This window comes from Pseudomonas sp. IT-93MI4, assembly GCF_949767635.1.
GTDB lineage: Bacteria > Pseudomonadota > Gammaproteobacteria > Pseudomonadales > Pseudomonadaceae > Aquipseudomonas > Aquipseudomonas putida_A.
The window spans coordinates 329,228-350,931 of record NZ_CATKPP010000011.1 but is presented as its reverse complement, the minus strand read 5'-3'; the positions used below and the strand labels follow the sequence as shown (position 1 = coordinate 350,931).

Here is a 21,704-nt window from a genome sequence, read left to right as displayed (position 1 = left end):
GTATTCAGAGGCTTGCGGTCTTCTGCCAGGCCATCCTGCTATTGCTGTGAACAGCACGAGGTGCAAAAGCATGAAAGGAATTCGACGGTTACTGGCCGCCAGCGTTGTCACGTTCGGTGTGCTGACATCGGCGCAACCGGTGACGGCGGCGCAAACGCCCATCCATTTTGCCGACCTGAACTGGGAAAGCGGCAGCCTGATCACCGATGTCCTGCGGATCATCGTCGAGAAGGGTTATGGCCTGCCGACCGATACATTGCCGGGTACCACCATCACTCTGGAAACCGCGCTGGCCAACAATGACATTCAGGTCATCGGCGAAGAGTGGGCCGGGCGCAGTCCGGTGTGGGTCAAGGCTGAAGCGGAGGGCAAGGTCGTCAGTCTTGGCGATACGGTCAAGGGTGCCACTGAAGGCTGGTGGGTGCCGGAATACGTGATCAAGGGTGACCCGGCCAAGGGCATCAAACCGCTGGCGCCCGACTTGCGCAGTGTCAGTGATCTGAAGAAATACAAGGACGTGTTCAAGGACCCGGAAAACCCGAGCAAGGGTCGGTTCCTCAACAGCCCGATCGGCTGGACCTCGGAAGTGGTGAACAAGCAGAAACTGACCGCTTACGGGCTGCAGGACGACTACACCAACTTCCGCAGTGGCTCGGGTGCGGCGCTGGATGCCGAGATCAGCTCTTCGATCCGTCGGGGCAAACCGGTGCTGTTCTATTACTGGTCGCCGACGCCATTGCTGGGCAAATTCAAACTGGTGCAGCTGGAAGAGCCACCGTTCGATGCCGAGGCGTGGAAGACCCTGACCGATGCCGATAACCCCAATCCGAAACCGACCCGTTCGCTGGCATCGAAGCTGTCGATCGGGGTTTCTACGCCGTTCCAGAAGCAGTATCCGCAGATCGCGGATTTCTTCAGCAAGGTGGATTTCCCGATCGAGCCGCTGAACAAGGCGTTGGCCGAGATGAGCGAGAAGCACACCGCGCCACGGCAGGCGGCTGAGGCCTTCATGAAGGCGCATCCGGAGGTGTGGCAGGCGTGGGTACCGAAGGATGTGGCGGAGAAGGTGGCAGCTGATCTGAAATGAGATGGGCTTCTGTGGCGAGGGAGCTTGCTCCCGCTGGGTTGCGAAGCAGCCCCAAATCGGCGACTGCTTCGCAGCCGAGCGGGAGCAAGCTCCCTCGCCACAGGATAAGTGTCGACTCAGAACTTCGTTTGCACCGCCAATTCAAAGGTGCGCGGCGTACCCAGATAGTAAGCCGGCGATACATGCGCAAACTCGGCATACACCTCGTTGGTCAGGTTGCGCACTCGGCCGGTGACGGTGGTGTGCGAGTCGACCTTGTAGCTGAGGAAGCTGCCGAACAGCGCGTACGACGGCACGGTCATGGTGTTCGCGGTGTCCGCATACACCGACGCCACATACCGCGCATCGACCCCACCTTGCCATTGCGGCGAGAAATCATAAGTCAGCCACAGATTGCCGACCCGATCCGGGACGTTGGTTGGCGTGTTGCCCTTGCGTGAAACCACCACGCCGGCGGCGTTCTTTTCGGTGAAGTCGTCGTATTGCGCATCGACCCAGGCGAAGTTGCCTTCGGCCAACAGCTTGTCGGTAATCCGCAGGGAACTGGCGATCTCGATGCCCTTCGAGGTTTGCTGCCCTACCGGGATGCTGCTGGTCGGATCCAGCGGATCAGTCACAGCGAAGTCCTTGCGCTCGATGGTGTAGGCCGCAACTGTCGCCGAGCCACGGCCATTCAGGTAGTCGAACTTGCTGCCGATTTCCCATTGCTTGCCGGTGGAAACATCGAAGTCCTGCGTGCCGTTCGGTTGTTCGGCGGCGGTACTGTATTGCACGTAGACATTGGCCGACGGGATGAACTGGTAGGTCAGGCCGACGCGCCCGGTGACCGGCTCCCAGCTGCGCTTGAGGTGTTTGGGGTTGGCGGCTGTCACCGTACGGTGGTTGGTCACGTCGAGGTCGATGTCGTCGTAACGCAGGCCGGTGAGCAACACCAGTTTGTCGGTCAGTGCCAGACGGTTTTCCACGAACAGTGCCTTGGTGGTGACCTCGTTGGTCTTGTCGCTGATCAGTGCCGGGTTGGTGCCGGGAATATCGTAGAAATGCCCCGGACGGTAGTTGTTCGGATCGACCGTGCTTGCGCCTTTGATATTCAGCGGCGAGTTGGTGGTCTGGTTGACCTTGTACTCGAAACCACCGGACCAAGTGGTGTCGAGGCCGAACAGGGTGTTGTCGTGGCGCAGCTCGAACTGGTTGCCGTTCTGCTCACCCTGATGGCGTACTTGATAGGCGGTGGAGCGGTTCACCGCCGTGTTGTCGGCGTTGTACTGATAGGTTTCGAGGTTGCGGTAGTCGCGTTGGCTGTCGAGGTGAAACAGCGTATTGCGCAGAGTGGTGCTGTCGTTGATCCGGTAATCGATGATCGAACGCACCCAGATCGTGCGCTGTTCGTAGCGCCCGTCCTCGACGTTGTAGTTGTTGAAGCGATTGTGTTTGTCGATCTTCAACTCGCCGGCCTTGGGGTTGAGCACTGGCGTGCCCCAGTACGGGCTGTCTTCGTGTTCGTCCTGATATTCCAGGGCCAGGGTGTGCGACAGATCCGGCGTGAGGTCGCTGAGCAACGAGAACGCCACGCTCCAGGCATCGCGCTCCTGACGGTCGATGTAGCCGTTGCTGGTATTGTGGCTGACATCGAGCCGCGCGTAGTGCTGCACGTCGGCGCTCGGGTCGGTCAGCGCGTGGTTGAGGCCGAACGCGGTTTCGGTGGTGTCGTAACTGCCGTAGCTGACTCGACCTTCGGCGGCTTGTTCGTCGCGGGTCGCCAGTTTGGTCACATAGTTCAGCGAGCCGCCGACCGAGCCTGCGCCGTTGATCAGCGATGACGGACCGCCCACAAGTTCGACCCGATCATAGATCCATGAATCCACCGGTCGGGCGAGGCCGCCGGAGACGGTGACGCCGTTGAACATCTGAGTGATCTGGCTGCTGGTGAAACCGCGATAGGAGACGAATCCGCCAAAGCCCGGTGGTGCGCTGGCATTGACTCCGGGCAGGGTGTTGGCGGCGTCCTGAAAGTTCTGCGCGCCGTGGCGTTCGATGTCGTTGCGGTTGGCGACGGCCACCGAGGCCGGTGTGTCGCGCACGCTCAAGCCGAGGCGCGAGGCCATGCCGCTGGATTGATCGAGGCTCAGGCCTGGTTCGCTGGTGGATTCGCCGTCGATGGTGATCGGCGCCAGGTCTACGGTGGATTGCGCCCAGGCGTTAAGGGACAGGCAGCCGCACAGGCTGGCCAGCAGAGGAATATGTTTCATCGTTGAATCCTGAATGCTTGTCTGGGAATCAGCGCACAGGCAAACGCCGCGCGTTGGCGCAGTGGGCTGACAAATCAAAAAGGCAAAGACACTCAGGCGAGCGGTGGGGCGCGAGGGTTGGCCGAGGGCCAGGTGAAGCGGGCAGGGAGGTCGGCGCTGACGATGGGCGCCAGCGGCGGGCTGTGCTGTTCGGGCAGAACCGCGAGGGTCAGGCTGGAGTTGAACGCCGGGCCCATGCCGCCGCCGACCGAGCACAACGGACAGCCGAACGCCTTGGACAGGGTCGGCAGTTGTTCTTCGCCGGGATTGCTGGTCAGCGGCGCTTGAGTGGCCGGGTCGACCGTACAGAACTGGCCGCCGATGCCGTTGAGCTGCATCCCGACCATTTGTCCGTGACCGATGCTGCAGGCGAACACGTTGAACAGGACGCAGCAATAAAGTATCCAGGCCAGCAGTGAACGATCGGAACGGGTGAATTTCATGGGGCGGCACTTTACCGTACCGCTGATCGGTCGTGCACTTCAAAAAATGCCGACTAGGATGTTTTGTTCAAATCCCTCGAAAGGGTTCTCGACCATGACCTTTGTGTTGGCTCAATGGCTGGTGACGATATTTGCGGCAATCAGCCTGGTACACGTGTATTGGGCGCTGGGTGGGCAATGGGCGGCGGTGGCGGCGGTACCGCAAGTGCCGGTGCGAGGACTGGTGGCGACGGTGCGACCGGCGTTCAAACCGTCAGGCTGGATTACCTTGCTGGTAGCGGCAGCATTGTTGGTGATTGCCGCGCTGGTGTGCATGCGCGTCGGCTGGGGCATGCCGGCGGTGCATCACAAAGCGTTGCAATGGGTGATCAGTGCGATTGCGTTATTAATGTTTGCCCGGGCGATCGGCGATTCGAATCTGGTGGGGTTTTTCAAGGAAGTGAAGGGGTCGCGGTTTGCGCGGCTGGATACCTGGGTGTATTCGCCGCTTTGTCTGGCGCTGGGGGCCGGGTTGTTGGCGGTGGCTTGGGTCTGAGGTTTGAGGTGATCCGGAGATTGCTATCGCGAGCAGGCTCACTCCTACATTTGGAATGCGTTCCCCTGTGGGAGCGGGCTTGCCCGCGAAGAGGCCAGACCAGGCAGCGTAAAAGTTGAAGTTAACTACCGCTCTCGGTGCGGCGACTACTCACCTCAGCCGGCACATCATCCCCGGCCATGCGCTTGCGGAACAACGCCGCCCGCGCGAGCAGCAACGTGGTCACCGGCACGGTGATCGCCAGCAGAATCGGAATCAGCCAGGCATGCATCACCGGCCCGGACTTGAGTGCAGAAAAACAGATGATCGAAGCCAGCGCCACGCACCACGCGCCCAGTGTCGAGGCCAGCGCCGGCGGGTGCATGCGCTGGAAGTAATCCTTCATGCGCAGCAATCCGGTCGCGCCAATCAGTGCAAACACCCCGCTGAGCACCAGCAGGATCGCCACCGGAATCTCCACCCACAATGACAATTCAGCATTCATTCGATCACCTCGCCACGCAGCAGGAATTTCGCCAGCGCAAACGAGCCGACGAAGCCGAACAGCGCGATCAGCAGCGCCGCCTCGAAATAAGTGTCACTGGAATAACGAATGCCCAGGGTCAGCATCATCAGCATGGCGACGATGTACAGGTAATCCAGCGCGAGTACCCGATCCTGTGCCGACGGCCCCTTGAACAGGCGAATCAAGGTCAGAACCATCGCCAGCGAGAACAGGAACAGCGTCAGCAGAATCGCGTTCGACAGCAACGGGCTCATTCGAAAATCTCCATCAACGGCTGCTCGTAGGCAGTCTTGAAGTGGTGGATGAAGTGCGCCTCGTCATCCAGATCCCAAACATGCAGCAGCAGAATGCTGCGATCCAGCGCCAGCTCCGACCACACGGTGCCCGGCACCACGGTGCAGATCATCGCCAGCGCCGCCAGACCGTTGGCGTCGCGCAGGTCCAGCGGCACTTTGACGAAGCGCGAGCGCGGCGGGCGGCGACCGGCGTTGATCACGCCCCAGGCGACGATCAGGTTGGAGAGGATCACGTCACGACCGACCATCACGAACAGGCGCAAAATCGTCAGCGGACGGCGGATGCGCACCTGTTTCGGACGCAGCTTGCGCATCATCAATGGTGCGGCGAACCCGAGGATTGCGCCGAGCAGCAGGTTGCCCGGGCTGACGGAGAGGTTCAGCGTCAGCCACAAAACCCACAACGCCAGTGACAGCAATGGAGCCGGAAATACGCGCTTCATGGCTGCACCTCCAGCATCGCCGCTTTGGCTTCAGGGCTGGGCACGGCGCGGGTGCCGAGCACCGCCATCACGTATTGCTGCGGGTTGTTCAGCGCGTCGGCGGTGGCCTCGGTGTAACGCAGCAGCGGTTCGGCCTTGAAGGTCAGCGCGATACTCAGCCCCAGCAACAGGAAGATCGGTGCGCATTCGAGCTTGCGCAGCAGCGGCGAAGGACGCTCCTCGGGCGTCCAGAAACGCTGGATGCCCATGCGCGCGAATGCCATCAACGAGGCCAGTCCGGACAGGATCAGCAGCGCCAGCAACGCCCAGGCTGCGTTCGAGATCGGTGCCTCGCCGCCCAGCCCCAGCGGATTGAGCAGCGCACCGATCAGGTTGAGCTTGCCGATGAACCCGGACAGCGGCGGCATGCCGATGATCAGCAGCGCGCAGGCAATGAAACTCAGGCCGAGAAACGCCATGGTCCACGGGATGACCTGACCGACCACGGCTTTCTGCTCGTCATCGAGGTTGATGCCTTTGGGCGGTTGCAGGGATTCCTGCGGACGCGGCAGCAACTCGCTTTCGTCCTCCAGCGGGATTTCGTTGGCCGAACGCGAACGCTCGATCAACTCCGCCAGCAGGAACAGCGCACTCAGTGCCAGGGTCGAGCTGACCAGATAGAACAGCGCCGCGCCGATCAGGTTTGGCTGGGCGAAACCCACCGCCGACAACAGAATCCCCGCCGACACCAGAATGCTCAGGCTGGCCATGCGCTCCAGACGCTGTGCAGCCAGAATCGCCAGCGCCGCGCAGGCGATGGTCGCCATGCCGCCGTAGATGAGCCAGTCGCCACCGAAGAAGGCCGAGGCTCCGGCCTGACTGGAAAACAGCAGCGTCCACAGGCGCAGCAGGGTGTAGACGCCGACCTTGGTCATGATCGCGAACATCGCCGCCACCGGCGCGCTGGCCGAGGAGTAGGCCGGCACCAGCCAGAAGTTCAGCGGCCACATGCCGGCCTTGGCCAGGAATGCCACCGCAAGAATCCCCGCGCCGGCGTGCAGCAAGCCACGGTCGGCTTCCGGAACCAGCGGAATTTTCAGCGCCAGATCGGCCATGTTCAGCGTACCGGTGACGCCATAGATCAGCGCCGCGCCAATCAGGAACAGCGACGAGGCCAGCAGGTTGATCGAGATGTAATGCAGCCCCGACGACACCCGCGCCCGACCCGAACCGTGCAGCAACAGGCCATACGAGGCGGCGAGCAGCACCTCGAAGAACACGAACAGGTTGAACAGGTCGGCGGTGAGGAAGGCGCCATACAGGCCCATCAGCTGAATCTGGAACAACGCGTGGAAGCTCGATCCCGCGCCGTCCCAGCGCGCCATGGCGAACAGCAGGGCGCTGACGCCGATGATCCCGGTCAACACCAGCATCAAGGCCGAGAGGCGATCAACCACCAGCACGATGCCGAACGGCGCCTGCCAGTTGCCCGGCAGATACACGCCGATGGAACCGGGCACGCCGGTGGTTTGCGTCCACTGCAGCAGCATCACCGAAATGAACAGGCCGACGAGGCTGGAGAACAGGTTGATTTTCGCCTTCAGCGGCCGATGCTTCTCGCCGAGCATCAACATGATGGCGGCGGTCAGCAGCGGCAGCAGGATCGGTGCGGCGATCAGGTGAGTCATCGCCATCATTCCTTGGGCTCCCGGCCGTCGACGTGGTCGGTGCCGGTCAGGCCCCGCGACGCCAGCAGCACCACCAGGAACAACGCGGTCATGGCGAAGCTGATGACGATGGCGGTCAGCACCAGGGCCTGCGGCAGCGGATCGGTGTAGTGCAGCAGGTCCTGGGTCACGCCGTCCTTGATCACCGGTTCTTTACCGATGAACAGGCTGCCCATGCTGAAGATGAACAGGTTGACCGCGTAGGACAGCAGGCACAGGCCCATGACCACCTGAAATGTCCGTGGCCGCAACACCAGCCACACGCCGGACGCGGCGAGCACGCCGATGGCGATTGCGATGACTTCTTCCATCAGACGGCTCCTTTGCTGGCGACGGACTTGGGCAGCGACGCGGTCTTGTGACCCCGCACCGATTGGTGGGCGAGGGCGGTGAGGATCAGCAGCGTCGAGCCCACGACCACGGCGTACACGCCGATATCGAAGAACAGCGCGCTGGCGATATGGATCTCGCCCAGCAGCGGCAAGGCGAAATGCCAGGTGTGGGTGGTCAGGAACGGATAACCGACCGCCATCGCCCCGAGACCGGTGGCGGTGGCGAACAGCAGCCCGGTGCCCATCCAGCGCAGCGGTCGCAGGCTCATTTGCGCCTCGACCCACTGCGTCCCGGCGACCATGTATTGCAGGATGAACGCCACCGACATCACCAGTCCGGCGACGAAACCGCCGCCCGGCTGGTTGTGACCGCGCATGAACAGGTAGCACGACACCACCAGCGCAATCGGCAGCAACAAGCGCACCAGCACCGCCGGCACCATCATGAAGCCGAGTGCGGTGTCGCTGGCGCTGCGCGGGTTGACCAGATCGGTGACCACGTCCGGCGCGAGCAGGCGTTGCTGGGCCGGCAGTTGCAGGCTTTCTTTCGGCGGGCGGAAGCGTCGCAGCAGGGCGAACACGGTCAGCGCCACGGCCACCAGCACGGTGATTTCACCGAGGGTGTCGAAGCCGCGGAAGTCCACCAGCATCACGTTGACCACGTTGCTGCCACCACCCTCGGGTATGGCGCGACTGAGGTAGAACGAGGAAATGTCGTTGGGCGTTTGCCGCGTCAGCATCGCGTAGGACAGCAGCGCCATGCCGGCGCCGACGGCAATCGACAGCAGCAAGTCGCGCAAGCGGCGCACGCGGGCCTTGCGCAGGCTCGACGGCAGTGGCGAGACTTCTTCGATGCGTCGCGGCAGCCAGCGCAGGCCGAGCAGGATTAACACCGTGGTCACCACTTCCACCGCCAGTTGCGTCAGGGCCAGATCCGGCGCCGAGAACCAGACGAAGGTCACGCAGGTCATCAACCCGCAGACGCTGACCATGGTCAGGGCGGCGAGACGGTGATACTTGGCCTGCCACGCGGCGCCGAGGGCGCAGGCAATCGCCAGCAGCCACAGGGTGACGAACACGATCGAACCCGGAATCTTCGGCCGGTCGCCCCAGCTCAGGCTGCTGTGCAACATCGGGATCAGGCCGGCGAGCACTGCCGCCAGGACCATCAGGAACAGTTGCATTTGCAGGCGGCGGGTGCCGAGTCGGCGTTCGACCCGACGGGCCATGCGCATCATCAGCACCAGACTGCGCTCGAACAGGCGCTTGCCGTTGAAGCGACCCACCAGCGGCGGGTATTTGAAGCGGCCCCGCTTGAGCTGGTTGCGCAGCAGCAGATAGACCACGATGCCGCCGGACATGGCGATCAGGCTCATGATCATCGGCGCGTTCAGACCGTGCCAGATCGCCAGGCTGTATTCCGGCAGCGTCCCGCCCACCACCGGCAGCGCGGCAGCCGCGAGCAGCGGGCCGACCACTTGCGCCGGGAAGATCCCGACGACCAGACAGGTGAACACCAGCAGCTCGACTGGCGCACGCATCCAGCGCGGCGGTTCGTGCGGGGTGTGCGGCAGGTCGGTGGCGGTAGGGCCGAAAAACACGTCGACGGTAAAGCGCAGCGAGTACGCGACGCTGAAGGTACCGGCGATGGTCGCGACAATCGGCAACGCTGCTTCGACCCACGCAGTGGCGTTAATGAACACGGTTTCGGCGAAGAACATTTCCTTCGACAGGAAGCCGTTGAGCAGCGGCACGCCGGCCATCGACGCGCTGGCAACCATGGCCAATGTCGCGGTGAACGGAATCAGTTTGATCAGGCCGCTGAGTTTGCGGATGTCACGGGTACCGCTTTCGTGGTCGATGATGCCCGCGGCCATGAACAGCGAGGCCTTGAAGGTCGCGTGGTTGAGAATGTGGAACACCGCGGCAACAGCTGCCAGCGGACTGTTCAGGCCCAGCAGCAGGGTGATCAGGCCCAGATGGCTGATGGTCGAGTAGGCCAGCAGGCCCTTGAGATCGTTCTGGAACATCGCGCAGTAGGCGCCGAGCAACAACGTACACGCACCGGCGCCGCTGACGATGTAGAACCATTCTTCACTGCCGGACAGCGACGGCCACAGGCGCGCAAGCAGGAACACCCCGGCCTTGACCATGGTCGCCGAGTGCAGATAGGCCGAAACCGGAGTGGGCGCCGCCATCGCGTGCGGTAGCCAGAAATGGAAGGGGAACTGGGCGCTTTTACTGAGCGCGCCAATGAGGATGAGAGGAAGCAGAACAGGGTAGAGAGCATGTGCGCGAATCTGATCGCCGGCGGCCAGGACCTTGTCCAGGTCATAGCTGCCGACGACATGGCCGAGGATCATGACCCCCGCCAGCAGGCATAGTCCCCCGGCACCGGTGACCATCAGCGCCATATAAGCGCCACGCCGGGCATCCGAGCGGTGGTGCCAGTAGCCGATCAACAGGAACGAGAAGAGGCTGGTCAGCTCCCAGAAGAACACGATCTGGATCAGGTTGCCGGAGATCACCAGCCCGAGCATGGCGCCCATGAACGCCAGGAAAAAGGCGAAGAAGCGCGGCACCGGGTCGTCCGGCGACATGTAATAACGCGCATATAAAGAGACCAGAGCGCCGATGCCCAGCACCAGCAACGAGAACAACCAGGCGAAGCCGTCCATGCGCAGGACGAAATTCAAACCGAGGCTGGGCAGCCACATGAATTCTTCGCGGATCACCCCGCCGTGGGCGATTTGCGGGTACAACAGCGCGACCTGCACGGTGCCGATCAAAGCGACCAGACCTGCCAACAGGGATTCGGTATTACGCGCGTTGTGTGGCAGCACCGCTGCCAGACAGCTGCCAATGAATGGCAGAAGCAGTAGAACTATCAGGGACATAGGCTTCTAATCTGCGGAAGTTTGTGAAGCATCATACGTGCCAGCTCCCTGATTACCAAACCCGAGGATGTCTCAGAATCCTACAAAGTAGTCTGGAATTTTCTGTTTGGCATTGTTTCAGGTAGATGGATATTGCTTGGAATGGCCTCATCGCGAGCAGGCTCACTCCTACAGGGGAAACGCATTTCAATTGTAGGAGTGAGCCTGCTCGCGATAGCTACGGTTCAGGCACTAAAGATATTGCGGATTAACCTTGGGGCTCCCGCTCCAGCTCAGCGTCTTCTTCGACAACCTTACCCTTGGTCTTCAGCTCGCTGACAATCACCGCCGCCACAATCAACCCCGCACCCACCAGCGCAATCGCCGGCAAGCGCTCCCCGGCGATTCGCCCGACGATCCCGGCCCACACCGGCTCACCGGCATAGATCAACGTCGCCCGGGTCGGCGAAACGCTTTTCTGCGCCCAGTTCATCGCCACCTGAATCGCCGCACTCGCCGCGCCGAGACCCAGTGCGGTCACCAGCAAGGTCCAGGAAAAATCCGGAAGTGTTTCACCGGTCGGCACCACCAGCAGAAACGACAGCACCGAGGTCGCCGCCAGTTGCACCACGGTCACCCGGCGTACATCGACTTGACCGGCATAGGTGCTGATCAAAATGATCTCGGCGGCGATCGCGATGGCGCTGATCAGGGTGGCGATTTCGCCGGGGCTGAAGTTCAGCGCAGCCCCGGACGGCCCGGACAACAACATCAAACCGGTAAACGCCAGCATGATGCCGATGCTTGGCATCAACCCCGGACGACGGCCCAGCACCAGCCATTGCAGCAACGGCACGAAGGGCACGTACAGCGCGGTGATGAATGCCGACTGACTGCTCGGGATCGTTTGCAGACCAACCGTCTGCAAGCCGTAACCGAGCATGATCGCCACGCCGATGAACGATCCGGCCTTGAGCTCGAACAGGGTCAGTTCACGCAACTGGCGCCAGGAGAACAGCGCAACAATGGCGGCCGCAGCGGCAAAGCGCAGGCCGACAAAGAACATCGGCCCACTGACGGTCATGGCGTGTTGCACCAGCAGAAACGTACCGCCCCAGACCATGGTGATCAGCACCAGCACGCACTCGGCCTTGCTGAAACGGGAGAAGCGAAGAGGCGTGGGGGAGCTGTTCACTGACGTCATGTCCTTGCGCACTATAAAAGGCAGGACGCACAATGCGCCCAACGTTGCGCAGTATACTGCCCAACCCCACCGAGTGAGCAATATAGTGCACAAAGATTCCAGCCAACGGGCGTCCGTCCTGCAACACGTCAGTCACAACGTCCGGCGCCTGCGCCACGCTGCCGACATGAGCCAGACCGCGCTGGCGGAAAAGTCCGGCGTCAGTCGGCGCATGCTGGTGGCGATCGAGGCCGGGGAAAAGAATGTCAGCCTGACCACCCTTGATCGCGTTGCCGAAGCGCTCGACGTGGCCTTCAGCGACCTGATCCAGGCCCCCGACGCACGCGATACCAGCCGCATCAACGAGGTGGCGTGGGCCGGGGTGATTCCCGGGAGCAAAGCGGTACTGCTATCCAAGGCCACCGCCACCCGTGAAGTCGAACAGTGGGAATGGTGTCTGCAACCGGGGGAGGTCTATCCGTCGCAACCCGACGCCGATGGCTGGAGCGAGCAGATTTATGTGTTCGAAGGTTGCCTGACGCTAACGGTGGGTGATGTGACCAATACCATTGCGAGCGGCGAGTTTTTCATGTTTGCCAGCAACCAGCCCCATGGCTATCGCAATGACGGGCCGGTGGCGGTGCGCTTTGTGCGCAATGTGGTGATTTGAATGAGTCAGAACGCAGACATCCTGATCATCGGCGGTGGCCTTAGCGGCACGATGTTGGCCGTGCAGTTATTGCGACTGCCCGGCCAACGCAAGATTCTGGTCATTGAGCCACGCGCCGAACTTGGCCGTGGCGAAGCCTACAGCGCCGTCGAACTGGGCCACACGCTCAACGGCAATGCAGCGCGCATGAGTGTCGACCCCGATAACCCCGATGACCTGACTCAATGGCTGACCGCGCACATCGCTGCCGGTGGCTGGCCGGAGTCGGCTGAGCAAGATGTGCCTGTCAGTGAGTTGTTCCCGCCGCGTGGGTTGTTCGGCGTTTATGTGCAACAACGGTTAGCCGAAGCCCGCCGTGTCGGTGCTCAACGTGGCTCGACCATCGAGCATATCCGCGCAGAAGCCGTCGACCTGCAAACCGATGCCGATTCAGTGCAGCTCACCCTTAGCGATGGCCAGCACTTGAGGGGTGCATACGCGGTGCTCGCTACCGGCATGTTCCCCGCCGCGCGCACCCCGCAAAAGCAGTCCAGTGGGCTCAACGCCGCCGCGCTTGACCCTTGGGATGTCACAGCCATGCGCCAACTCGATCCGCAATCGACCGTGCTGATCATCGGCTCCGGCCTGACCATGGTGGATGCCGTTGTGTCGCTGGATAAGGCCGGACATCGCGGGCCGATCGAAGTGTTTTCCCGTCACGGACTGTTACCCCATGTGCGGCGCCAACCGCCGGCGTGGGTGGATTTTCTTGCCGAAGATCAGAGCATTCGTACACCTCGACAGTTGTTGCGCGAGCTGCGCAGGCATTGTCGCGAGGCGATCGCTCAGGGCATCGATTGGCAGGCGCCGCTGGACACGGTGCGGGCCCATATCGGACGGTTGTGGAGTCAGGCGACTGACGTGCAACGTCGACAATTCGTACGCCATGTGCGGCCGTGGTGGGAGAGTCATCATCACCGGTCGCCGCCGCTGAGTGCCCAATTGGTCGAGCGGTTGCAGGGCGAAGGGCGGTTGAGGATTCAGGCAGCGTCGTTCAAAGGGTTAGAGCCTTGCGCGGAGGGCGGCGTGAGCATTCGCATTCGTCGCCGTGGTGATGCTGAAACCTGCTTAATTCATGGCGCAGCGCTGATTAATTCCAGCGGCATTGAATATGACTGGCGTCGGGTCGCGCGGCCATTGCCGCAGCAGTTGTTGGCGCGCGGACTGGTGCGGTCGGGGCCGTTGGCGTTGGGGATCGCGGCTGCGATTGATGGTGCGGTGCTGAACGAACACGGGCAGGTAGCGAACCGGCTGTTCGCCATGGGCCCTCCGTTGCGAGGGATGTGGTGGGAGAGTACGGCGGTGACGGATGTGGCGTCACAGGCGAAGGCGTTGGCTCTGAGGCTGGTGCGGTGAAGTCGAGGTTGCCGTTGGTCGGAATAAAGGCCCCGCCTGTAATTTCTGACAGTTGTGGACCTCCGGCGGCAGGGTCCTAATGGCTACGCAGCGATACCTTCGCGTGCTCAACCTGTTTTTAGAGGAATAAAGAAATGGCTAAGAATCTTGAACAACTTGTAATCAAAGAAGCTGTAGGCGGCATCGTAAAAATGACCGATGTCCCTGAGGGTGCTACTGCACAGATCCCGCCGGGTTTTTTGGCGGAGAGTGATCACATTCCATTTTTCGTTCAGGTTAGTTTAGATGGCACGTGGACCGGTGAAAGATTTTCCGGTACCACTCCTTATTCGGAGACTATCGAGATAAAAGTACCTCGCGAAGACTTGCTAGAACATGCAGGCCCGCAGGGCGCTAAGTTTGCCTATGTGGTGAATTTGGGCGGAAATGAAGTGGACGCACCTTTTACGGAGTACAAAATTATTCATTAGGTTAGAGGTCTGTCGGGAAAATCCATTGGCATCCGGCGTTTAGGGCGCCGCATGTCAATGGAAGTCTTGCTTTGATCGCTGGCAAGACAGCTCCCAAGGTTTTGGGTGTGCCTGAACGTGTGTTACGCCACCACCCTATAGCACGGCACATACGCCGCGCCGCCCGGCAGTTTCATCCGGTGCTGGGCGACGAAGGCTTTGAGCAGCGAATCGAGCGGTTGCATGATCGCCGCGTCACCACGGATCTGGTACGGCCCGTGCTCTTCAATCAGGCGAATACCCTTGTCCTTGACGTTGCCGGCGACGATCCCGGAGAACGCGCGGCGCAGGTTGGCCGCCAGTTCGTGGGGCGGCTGGTCGCGGTGCAGCTTGAGGTTGGCCATGTTTTCGTGGGTCGGATCGAACGGACGCTGGAAGCTTTCGTCGATCTTCAGCAGCCAGTTGAAGTGGAACGCGTCGTTGCGCTCGCGGCGGAACTGCTTCACCGCTTTGAGGCCGGCGGTCATCTGCCGCGCGACTTCGGCCGGGTCGTCGATGATGATCTCGTAGTGCTGCTTCGCCGCATCGCCGAGGGTGGCGGTGACGAAGGCATCAAGCTGTTCCAGATACGGCGCGGCATGTTTCGGCCCGGTCAGGATCACCGGGAACGGCAGGCCGGCGTTGTCCGGGTGCATCAGGATACCCAGCAGGTACAGGAACTCTTCGGCGGTGCCTGCGCCGCCCGGGAAGATGATGATGCCGTGGCCAACACGCACGAACGCTTCCAGACGTTTTTCGATGTCCGGCAAGATCACCAGCTCATTGACGATCGGGTTCGGCGCTTCGGCGGCGATGATCCCCGGCTCGGTCAGGCCGAGGTAGCGCCCACCGTGGATGCGCTGCTTGGCGTGGGCGATGGTCGCGCCCTTCATCGGGCCTTTCATCACGCCGGGGCCGCAACCGGTGCAGATGTCGAGGCTGCGCAGACCCAGTTCGTGGCCGACTTTCTTGGTGTATTTGTATTCTTCAGTGTTGATCGAGTGACCGCCCCAGCACACGACGATTTTCGGCTCCACACCCGGACGCAGGGTGCGCGCGTTGCGCAGCAGGTGGAACACGTAGTCGCTGATACCTTGCGAGGTGCTGAGGTCGATGCGTTGGCTGTCGAGTTCGTTTTCGGTGTAGACGATGTCACGCAGGGCGCTGAACAGCATTTCCCGGGTGCTGGCGATCATTTCGCCGTCGACGAACGCGTCGGCCGGGGCGTTCAGCAGTTCGAGGCGCACGCCGCGATCCTGCTGGTGAATGCGGATTTCGAAGTCCTTGTAGGCTTCGAGGATGGTCTTGGCGTTGTCGACATGCGCGCCGGTATTGAGGATGGCCAGGGCGCACTGGCGGAAGAGGGTGTAGGTGCTGCCGGAGCCGGCTTCGCTCAGTTGCTGAACTTCACGTTGAGAAAGGGTTTCCAGGCTGCCTTTCGGGCTGACCGAGGCGTTGATTACGTGTCGTTGGGTCATGCAATGATCCTTAAAACGATGTCATTCCAATGGCAGGCAAATGGCATCCGAATAGTGTGTATCCATGAATGAAGATGGCACGATCTGCGCTGTACCGCCATGTCCCCGTTGGACGCTGAAAAGATGAAAAGGGCCCCCAGCATAGCTAAATCCCCGAGAGAGGCGATAATGCGCAGCGAGTTTTTTCCGTTGCCCTTTTTATCGCTCAAGGAAGTCATGCCTGATGTTCGAGATCCAGCCGATGGACCCAGCAACGTTTCGCCAGCAGACCCGCCGCAGCACGTTGATCATTGCCGTGCTGTTCCTGGTGCTGGCGATGGTGCTTTCGACGGCGGCAGTGGCGCTGTTCGGCGAGCCCGGCGGCGATAACCTGCGGTTCAATGTCGGCGGGGTGTTCGTGGCTTTCCTGCTGACAGCGGCGCTGATGCGCGGGCAGTTCTGGCAGCAGGCGTGGATGGCCCCGGCGGTTTATAGCTGGCGGCTCAAGCGCAGCCTGATGAGCGTGACCAACGTGATGCATCAGGTGACCGCTGCGGTGGAACAGAACGATCCGACCGCGATGAAGGTGCTGCGCTTCTATCATCTGGGGCTGACCCAGATGCACGAACTGGACGGTAACTCCAGCGATCATGCGCAGTTGCACCGGGAAGTCGAAGCGCACAAAGAGCGGATGCAGGCGTTGGGCCTAGAGATCGACCAGAAGCGCCTGGATCCGGCCTGGCTGCAAACCTTGAAACCCGCCGCGCGTTAAAACGGAATACGGCTGGCGCGGCGCAGTTTCCACGCACGGGCCAGACGCCCGTAGACCAGCAGGTTGATCACCAGCACCACGCTGCCCAGCGCCAACTGGATCTGCGGCGTCAGACCTGCGGGGTAGATGATCGGCCAGATGTAGTGCTCGATGAAGCCGCCGGCGTATTCGGTCTGCCCGGCGGCGTGGCGCATCAGGTTTTCCCAGTAGGTCAGCGGACAAGTCAGGTGCAACACCTCGACCGCCACGCCCCATGCAGCCGCCGGCAGATGCAGCCACATCAGGCGTGGCCACTTGAGCACCAGCAGCCCGCCGAACAGTACGAACAGAATGAATGACAGATGGAATAGCACCAGCCCGTCGGCTGCGATTCGGTACAGCATGTCGTCTCCCTGACGTGGTTGTGAAGGCCTCCATGGTACGCCGACAGCGACGCTGGGGCGCTGCGATTTAGCGCAAGTGCGCAAGATTGTTCAAGCCACGAAGGGGCACTTGCTGGCAGAGTCTGCGACCGTTTCCTCGGTTGAAGAGCGTTATGTCTGACTCACTTATGCCGCGCCGTGCGTTTCTTCGCGGCGCTGCGGCGATCATGCCGTTATCACTGGCGACGGCGCCGTGGGGGCTGCTGGCCGGCTCAATGGCGATCGAAGCCAATCTCACGCCGTTACAGGGGCAGGGCCTGTCGAGCATCGTGTTCGCAGGGGCCGCGCAACTGGTGGCGATCGGCATGCTCAAGGGCGGTGCCGGGATTTTCTCGATTCTGTTGACCACGCTGCTGCTGACCTCGCAGCATTTGTTGTACGGGATGAGCATGCGCTCGGTGATTTCGCCGCTGCCCGGACGCTGGCGCATCGGCCTGGGCTTTTTGCTCACCGATGAACTGTTCGCCCTGACCAGTCAGCATGACCGTCAGCAGTTCAACCGCTGGTACGCCTTGGGCGTCGGCCTGACGTTCTATATCGCCTGGAACCTGTTCACCCTGGCCGGCATCGTCTTGGGCAGCAGCATTCCGGGGCTTGAGCACTTGGGGCTGGATTTCTCGATTGCCGCCACTTTCATCGCATTGATCACCCCGGTGGTGCGTAACGTGCCGACCGTGGTGTGTGTGGCGGTGTCTTTGTTCTGCTCGGTGTTGTTCAGCTATTGGCAGTGGGGCTCGGCACTGGTGTTGTCGGGCCTGGCCGGGATGACCGCAGGATTTATCTGCAACAAGTTGTATCGGGGGCGCGCATGATGGTCTGGGCAGTGATTTTCGGCATGGGGATTCTGGTGTTCCTCAACCGTTACGTGTTTCTCGAACCGCGCCTGCCGCTGCGTTTGAGCAGCAACGCACGGCAGTTTCTCGGGTTTGCCGTACCGGGAATGCTCACGGCGATCTGCGGGCCGATCGTGTTCATGCCGGACAAACAGTTGAATCTGCAGTGGGATAATCCTTATTTACTGAGTTCGCTCGTAGCGATCGGGCTGGTGCTGTACACCCGCAATACCTTGCTCAGCATGCTCTTGAGCATGGCGTTTTTCTTTTTGCTGCGCTGGTGGTTGTAAGTTGCCGGGAAAAAACTGTTCTACGCTTATTGGATGACTATTTTTGACAAGGCGAGGTGCACATGACGACCGAGCAAAAGCGTCCTGATGAAGACGAAGAAGTAGACGAGCCCAGCGAAGAAGAAATCGAGCGTGAGAAACGCAAGGAACAGACGTGGAAGCACGACGATGGCAAGGAACTCACCGGGCCTGACGTGAAACTCTGACAACATGCAAGAAGCCCCGCAGCAGCGGGGCTTCTTTTTTTCAGAGGTCTTCCAGGTGCGGGAAGTCCGGATGTGACGCCCGATAGCCCAGGGTCCTGTCGATCCATGCATTGAGCTCGTTGACCATCACCGGTGGGTGCCCGGGATAGCCTTCGAGGGTGGTGCGCAGGATGCGTTCGATGTCCGGCACTGAACGCAGGTTTCGGGTCTTGATGTAGTGGCCGATAAAACAGTCGAGTTGAAAGCGTTCTGTCATGGACAGATAGATACACTCCAGGCCGTTGGCCTGTTTGATTGCAAAATCGTCGCGCAACTTAGTTCTCTGCAAGGCTTGTTAAAGTTGTAGGGGATTCCTGGTTTTGCTGACTCTTTGGTCAACTGGTATGCCAAATGGAAATGCGGCGCGCATGCTATCCGTAGTGCATGTAAATGTATGTATGACGGTTGAAATGTCAGACAGGCGGTTGGTTCGCTCAAACGACTGTTTTTTTCCGTGTGTTTCAACGATGAAACACCACCTGTAAAGATCGAGTGTCACCTGTAATCACCTGTAGGAGCTGCCGAAGGCTGCGATCTTTTGATCTTGCTTTTAAAAAATTAAAAATCAAAAGATCGCAGCCTGCGGCAGCTCCTACAGGGTAAACGCGTGAGATCACGGATCTTTAAGCCACTTCGTCAATCAGTCCGGCACCCTGATTGCGTGAATTGCCGACGGCTTTGCCAACCTTGTGCCAGGCAAATGCCTCACTGGTTTCACCTTCAAACAGCAGCATCTGTTCGGCGCGCTCCGCAGGTGTTGCCGGATCAAGCCACTCGGCAGCCAGCTCCGCGTGAAAAACCACCGGTCTTCGATCATGGATATCGAGCAGGCCGCCGACGCTGTCGGCGGTGATGATCACAAAACCGTCGTCGTCCCGACCATCGCTGCCGAGTGTTGGAAACTGTCCGATGGCGGCACAGAAAACCGGCCCGTGATCGGCACGACGGATCAGCCACGGTTGTCGGGTTTTATCCGGGCCGTCGACCCATTCGAACCAGTTGTCGATGGGCACGATCAGCCGATGACGCCAGATCGCCCGGAAGAACGGCCCGTGGGCGACTTTCTCCACGCGCGCGTTGATTGGCGCCGCGCGGTCTTTGGCCCAGTGCGGGCGCCAGCCCCAGCGCAGGTTGTCGGCATACAGGCGTTGATCATGTTGATGGAGCACCGCGAGTGAAGTGGTCGGCGCCGCGTTGTAGCGCTCCAGCGCAGCGTCGCCGACGTGATTGATCAGCGCATCGGGAATGCTCAGCACCGCGACGAAGTCGTGAATGCCGCGGTATTGCGAGAGTCTTCCGCACATGCGCCGAATCTCTGGGTGGACGCTTTCAGCATAGTTGGCTCTGGCCAATCAATCCTGCGCCTCCTGACCGGTGAACGTGTCGCGCCAGATCAGCCAGCGGCGTTCCAGCACTGCGAGCAAACCGTCGCTGAGTTTGCCGAGCAAGGCGAGCACGATAATCGCCGCCAGCACGATGTCCGGGCGCGAGGTTTCGCGGCCGTCGCTGAGCAGATAACCGAGGCCCTTGGTCGCGGCGATCAGCTCGGCGGCCACCAGAAACATCCACGCCAGACTCATGCCGCTGCGCAGTCCGGTGAACAGGCCGGGCAGAGCGGCGGGCAGCAGAATCCGCCGCACCAGTTGCCAGCGGCTGAAGCCATAGATACGTCCGACCTCGACCAGTTTGCGATCGATGTTGCGAATCGCCGCGACCACGTTGACGTACACCGGAAAAAACGCGCCGATAGCGATCAGCACGATCTTCGAGGTTTCATCGATGCCCAGCCACAGCATCAACAGCGGCACCCAGGCCAGACTCGGAATCGAACGCAGCGCGGCGAATGTCGGTTCCAGATACGCCTCGGCCTCACGGCTCAGACCGACCCAGGCGGCGAACGCCAGCGCCAGGCTGGCGCCAATTGCAAAGCCGAGCAACACCCGCAGCAGGCTGGCGCCGATGTGTTTCCACAGTGCGCCTTCGGCGAGATCGGTGAGGGTCAGGGCGATCTCGCTGGGCGCCGGCATTTGATAGGACGGAAGCCAGCCGAGACGCACGATGAACTCCAGGGCGACCACGATCAGCAGCGGCAGGGCCAGACCTTTCAGGCGCCGGCGCCATGTCGGGTTGAGAGATGAAGGACGCGGCTTCGACAAGCTGCGAGGCGGCGCGGGCAGTTCGTTACTGCGAGTGCTCATACGTGGGCTCCGCTCACAGCGAATCCGCGTCGGGCGCGGATGGGCTGTGAGTCTGGTCGATTACTGGCGGGCGACGGCTTGCTGCACACCATTGTCGAGCAACTGATCGATGACTTGATCGACATTCACTCCACGCCGCACCAGTTCCTCGGAGACCAGAATCGGTGCTGCGGCTTTCGACGCTTGCACATCGTTGGCGGTCAGTTGTGGACTGCTCAGGTCGGTGCGCGACAACTGCAGTTTGGCCACGTCCAGCGGCAGACCGGATTCCTTGGCAAGCAGGGCAGCGAACTCGTCGGGATTTTTCAGCGCCCATTCGCGCGCCTGCTCGTAGGCTTTGATCACGGTGTCGATGGTTTGCGGATGCTCCTTGGCGTACTGCTCGGTGACGCTGACTACGCCGTAGCTGTTGAATGCCGGATTGCGATACAGCAGACGCGAACCGGCCTGTACCTGATTGGCGGCCATGTGCGGATCGAGTCCGGCCCAGGCGTCGACATCGCCTTTTTCCAGCGCGGTGCGCCCGTCCGGATGTTGCAGGTGCACCAGTTCCACGTCGTCTTTCTTCAGCCCGGCCTGTTGCAGGCTGCGCAGGGTGAACAGGTACGGGTCGGTGCCTTTGGTGGCGGCGATTTTCTTGCCCTTGAGGTCGGCGAGGCTCTGGTACGGCGAATCCTTGCGCACCACCAATGCGGTCCATTCGGCGCGGCTGTAGACGTAGACCGACTTGATCGGGCTACCGTTGGCCCGGCTCAGCACAGCGGCAAGGCTGGCGCTGGAGGCGAAATCGACGCCACCGCTGTTCAGGTATTCCAGCGAACGGTTACTGCCCTGGCTCAGCACCCAGCTGACTTTGGTCTGTGGCAGGGCCTTTTCGAGAAAACCGAAATGTTTGAGCACCAGACTCACGGGTGAGTAGTAGGCGTAATCCAGATGGACTTCCGCAGGCGGCGCTTCGGCGGCTTCGGCCAGCGGTTGCAGGCTCAATGCCATGGCGCTGGCGACCAGCAGCGTTTTGAGGCGGGTAAACGGTAAGAACGATGTCATGGGGCGCTCCGGCAAAGGCACTGGTTGTTATGTCCAAAAATATATTTTTATCGGCTGCGTCCTGCATGAATGGAATATTGCAGGCTCTGTGCCATGTGTGTTTCGACCCGTGTTTACGGGGTTTTCGCCGGTTTTAGCGCCTTTCAACTGTTGCTTGGGAAACATTGTGGCAAGGCACTGTTGCGCAGCGGAC

The 21,704-nt window shown here is 61.1% G+C and carries 24 protein-coding genes; 9 read left to right on the top strand and 15 right to left on the bottom strand.

Annotated features, from left to right (window positions below):
- Positions 1 to 70 precede the first annotated feature (70 nt).
- Positions 71 to 1,087 (top strand): ABC transporter substrate-binding protein, encoded by a 1,017-nt coding sequence (locus tag ACM6I7_RS08775; RefSeq protein WP_414888371.1) that lies wholly within the window; start codon positions 71 to 73, stop codon positions 1,085 to 1,087.
- A gap of 116 nt (positions 1,088 to 1,203) precedes the next feature.
- Here the strand turns inward: ACM6I7_RS08775 and ACM6I7_RS08770 are convergent, their stop codons facing one another.
- Both ACM6I7_RS08770 and ACM6I7_RS08765 read right to left on the bottom strand, forming a co-directional pair.
- Positions 1,204 to 3,336 carry a TonB-dependent receptor gene (locus tag ACM6I7_RS08770; RefSeq protein WP_414888370.1) on the bottom strand — a complete coding sequence of 711 codons (2,133 nt, stop codon included), beginning with the start codon at positions 3,334 to 3,336 and terminating at the stop codon, positions 1,204 to 1,206.
- 92 nt (positions 3,337 to 3,428) lie between these two features.
- Entirely contained in the window at positions 3,429 to 3,818 is a 390-nt protein-coding gene (locus ACM6I7_RS08765) for a DUF2946 domain-containing protein (protein WP_414888369.1), read from the bottom strand.
- Between the two features lie 94 nt (positions 3,819 to 3,912).
- Between ACM6I7_RS08765 and ACM6I7_RS08760 the strand changes: the two genes are divergently transcribed.
- Entirely contained in the window at positions 3,913 to 4,353 is a 441-nt protein-coding gene (locus ACM6I7_RS08760) for a DUF3995 domain-containing protein (RefSeq protein ID WP_414888368.1), read from the top strand.
- A 121-nt stretch (positions 4,354 to 4,474) separates the two neighbouring features.
- Here the strand turns inward: ACM6I7_RS08760 and ACM6I7_RS08755 are convergent, their stop codons facing one another.
- The 7 genes from ACM6I7_RS08755 to ACM6I7_RS08725 all read right to left on the bottom strand — a co-directional run bounded on the left by ACM6I7_RS08755 (position 4,475) and on the right by ACM6I7_RS08725 (position 11,715).
- The gene (locus ACM6I7_RS08755; RefSeq protein ID WP_027612967.1) at positions 4,475 to 4,837 is read right to left on the bottom strand and encodes a Na+/H+ antiporter subunit G; all 363 of its coding nucleotides are present in this window, start codon (positions 4,835 to 4,837) and stop codon (positions 4,475 to 4,477) included.
- The gene (locus ACM6I7_RS08750) at positions 4,834 to 5,112 is read right to left on the bottom strand and encodes a K+/H+ antiporter subunit F (protein ID WP_003225959.1); all 279 of its coding nucleotides are present in this window, start codon (positions 5,110 to 5,112) and stop codon (positions 4,834 to 4,836) included. The genes ACM6I7_RS08755 and ACM6I7_RS08750 overlap by 4 nt, the downstream gene beginning before the upstream one ends.
- Positions 5,109 to 5,597, bottom strand: a complete 489-nt coding sequence (locus ACM6I7_RS08745) for a Na+/H+ antiporter subunit E (protein WP_027612968.1) — start codon at positions 5,595 to 5,597, stop codon at positions 5,109 to 5,111. The genes ACM6I7_RS08750 and ACM6I7_RS08745 overlap by 4 nt, the downstream gene beginning before the upstream one ends.
- On the bottom strand, positions 5,594 to 7,273 hold the full coding sequence (locus ACM6I7_RS08740) for a monovalent cation/H+ antiporter subunit D (protein ID WP_247268940.1): 1,680 nt from the start codon (positions 7,271 to 7,273) through the stop codon (positions 5,594 to 5,596). Before ACM6I7_RS08740 ends, ACM6I7_RS08745 begins: the two co-directional genes overlap by 4 nt.
- Positions 7,270 to 7,614: a Na+/H+ antiporter subunit C gene (locus tag ACM6I7_RS08735; protein ID WP_003225953.1), complete on the bottom strand. Its 345-nt coding sequence runs from the start codon at positions 7,612 to 7,614 to the stop codon at positions 7,270 to 7,272. The genes ACM6I7_RS08740 and ACM6I7_RS08735 overlap by 4 nt, the downstream gene beginning before the upstream one ends.
- Positions 7,614 to 10,532, bottom strand: coding sequence for a monovalent cation/H+ antiporter subunit A (locus ACM6I7_RS08730; protein WP_414888367.1), 2,919 nt, complete (start codon positions 10,530 to 10,532; stop codon positions 7,614 to 7,616). Before ACM6I7_RS08730 ends, ACM6I7_RS08735 begins: the two co-directional genes overlap by 1 nt.
- 247 nt (positions 10,533 to 10,779) lie before the next feature.
- Positions 10,780 to 11,715 (bottom strand): DMT family transporter, encoded by a 936-nt coding sequence (locus tag ACM6I7_RS08725; protein WP_414888366.1) that lies wholly within the window; start codon positions 11,713 to 11,715, stop codon positions 10,780 to 10,782.
- A gap of 85 nt (positions 11,716 to 11,800) precedes the next feature.
- Between ACM6I7_RS08725 and ACM6I7_RS08720 the strand changes: the two genes are divergently transcribed.
- The 3 genes from ACM6I7_RS08720 to ACM6I7_RS08710 all read left to right on the top strand — a co-directional run bounded on the left by ACM6I7_RS08720 (position 11,801) and on the right by ACM6I7_RS08710 (position 14,229).
- On the top strand, positions 11,801 to 12,364 hold the full coding sequence (locus tag ACM6I7_RS08720; RefSeq protein WP_103368869.1) for a helix-turn-helix domain-containing protein: 564 nt from the start codon (positions 11,801 to 11,803) through the stop codon (positions 12,362 to 12,364).
- Complete coding sequence (locus ACM6I7_RS08715; RefSeq protein ID WP_414888365.1) at positions 12,365 to 13,759, top strand: FAD/NAD(P)-binding protein; 1,395 nt, start codon at positions 12,365 to 12,367, stop codon at positions 13,757 to 13,759.
- 134 nt (positions 13,760 to 13,893) lie between these two features.
- Complete coding sequence (locus ACM6I7_RS08710; protein ID WP_150368872.1) at positions 13,894 to 14,229, top strand: hypothetical protein; 336 nt, start codon at positions 13,894 to 13,896, stop codon at positions 14,227 to 14,229.
- A 122-nt stretch (positions 14,230 to 14,351) separates the two neighbouring features.
- Here ACM6I7_RS08710 and ppnN read toward each other — a convergent pair whose 3' ends face one another.
- Positions 14,352 to 15,725, bottom strand: a complete 1,374-nt coding sequence (gene ppnN, locus ACM6I7_RS08705) for a nucleotide 5'-monophosphate nucleosidase PpnN (RefSeq protein WP_096796387.1) — start codon at positions 15,723 to 15,725, stop codon at positions 14,352 to 14,354.
- 223 nt (positions 15,726 to 15,948) lie between these two features.
- On the opposite strand from ppnN, the gene ACM6I7_RS08700 reads away from it, so the two are divergent.
- Positions 15,949 to 16,476: a DUF3087 domain-containing protein gene (locus ACM6I7_RS08700; protein WP_414888364.1), complete on the top strand. Its 528-nt coding sequence runs from the start codon at positions 15,949 to 15,951 to the stop codon at positions 16,474 to 16,476.
- Here ACM6I7_RS08700 and ACM6I7_RS08695 read toward each other — a convergent pair.
- Entirely contained in the window at positions 16,473 to 16,859 is a 387-nt protein-coding gene (locus ACM6I7_RS08695; RefSeq protein ID WP_027612976.1) for a DUF2784 domain-containing protein, read from the bottom strand. The genes ACM6I7_RS08700 and ACM6I7_RS08695 overlap by 4 nt on opposite strands.
- A 152-nt stretch (positions 16,860 to 17,011) precedes the next feature.
- On the opposite strand from ACM6I7_RS08695, the gene ACM6I7_RS08690 reads away from it, so the two are divergent.
- The 3 genes from ACM6I7_RS08690 to ACM6I7_RS08680 all read left to right on the top strand — a co-directional run bounded on the left by ACM6I7_RS08690 (position 17,012) and on the right by ACM6I7_RS08680 (position 18,227).
- Positions 17,012 to 17,710 (top strand): AzlC family ABC transporter permease, encoded by a 699-nt coding sequence (locus tag ACM6I7_RS08690; protein WP_414888363.1) that lies wholly within the window; start codon positions 17,012 to 17,014, stop codon positions 17,708 to 17,710.
- Positions 17,710 to 18,021: an AzlD domain-containing protein gene (locus ACM6I7_RS08685; RefSeq protein WP_166497451.1), complete on the top strand. Its 312-nt coding sequence runs from the start codon at positions 17,710 to 17,712 to the stop codon at positions 18,019 to 18,021. Before ACM6I7_RS08690 ends, ACM6I7_RS08685 begins: the two co-directional genes overlap by 1 nt.
- A 62-nt stretch (positions 18,022 to 18,083) precedes the next feature.
- Positions 18,084 to 18,227 carry a hypothetical protein gene (locus ACM6I7_RS08680; protein WP_178085259.1) on the top strand — a complete coding sequence of 48 codons (144 nt, stop codon included), beginning with the start codon at positions 18,084 to 18,086 and terminating at the stop codon, positions 18,225 to 18,227.
- A 40-nt stretch (positions 18,228 to 18,267) separates the two neighbouring features.
- On the opposite strand, the gene ACM6I7_RS08675 is transcribed toward ACM6I7_RS08680, so the two are convergent.
- The 4 genes from ACM6I7_RS08675 to ACM6I7_RS08660 form a co-directional block, all read right to left on the bottom strand.
- Entirely contained in the window at positions 18,268 to 18,540 is a 273-nt protein-coding gene (locus ACM6I7_RS08675; RefSeq protein ID WP_123586723.1) for a hypothetical protein, read from the bottom strand.
- Between the two features lie 349 nt (positions 18,541 to 18,889).
- Positions 18,890 to 19,570: an SOS response-associated peptidase gene (locus ACM6I7_RS08670; protein ID WP_414888362.1), complete on the bottom strand. Its 681-nt coding sequence runs from the start codon at positions 19,568 to 19,570 to the stop codon at positions 18,890 to 18,892.
- A 48-nt stretch (positions 19,571 to 19,618) separates the two neighbouring features.
- Entirely contained in the window at positions 19,619 to 20,464 is an 846-nt protein-coding gene (locus tag ACM6I7_RS08665; protein ID WP_414888361.1) for an ABC transporter permease, read from the bottom strand.
- Between the two features lie 60 nt (positions 20,465 to 20,524).
- Positions 20,525 to 21,511, bottom strand: a complete 987-nt coding sequence (locus ACM6I7_RS08660; RefSeq protein WP_414888360.1) for an aliphatic sulfonate ABC transporter substrate-binding protein — start codon at positions 21,509 to 21,511, stop codon at positions 20,525 to 20,527.
- Positions 21,512 to 21,704 lie beyond the last annotated feature (193 nt).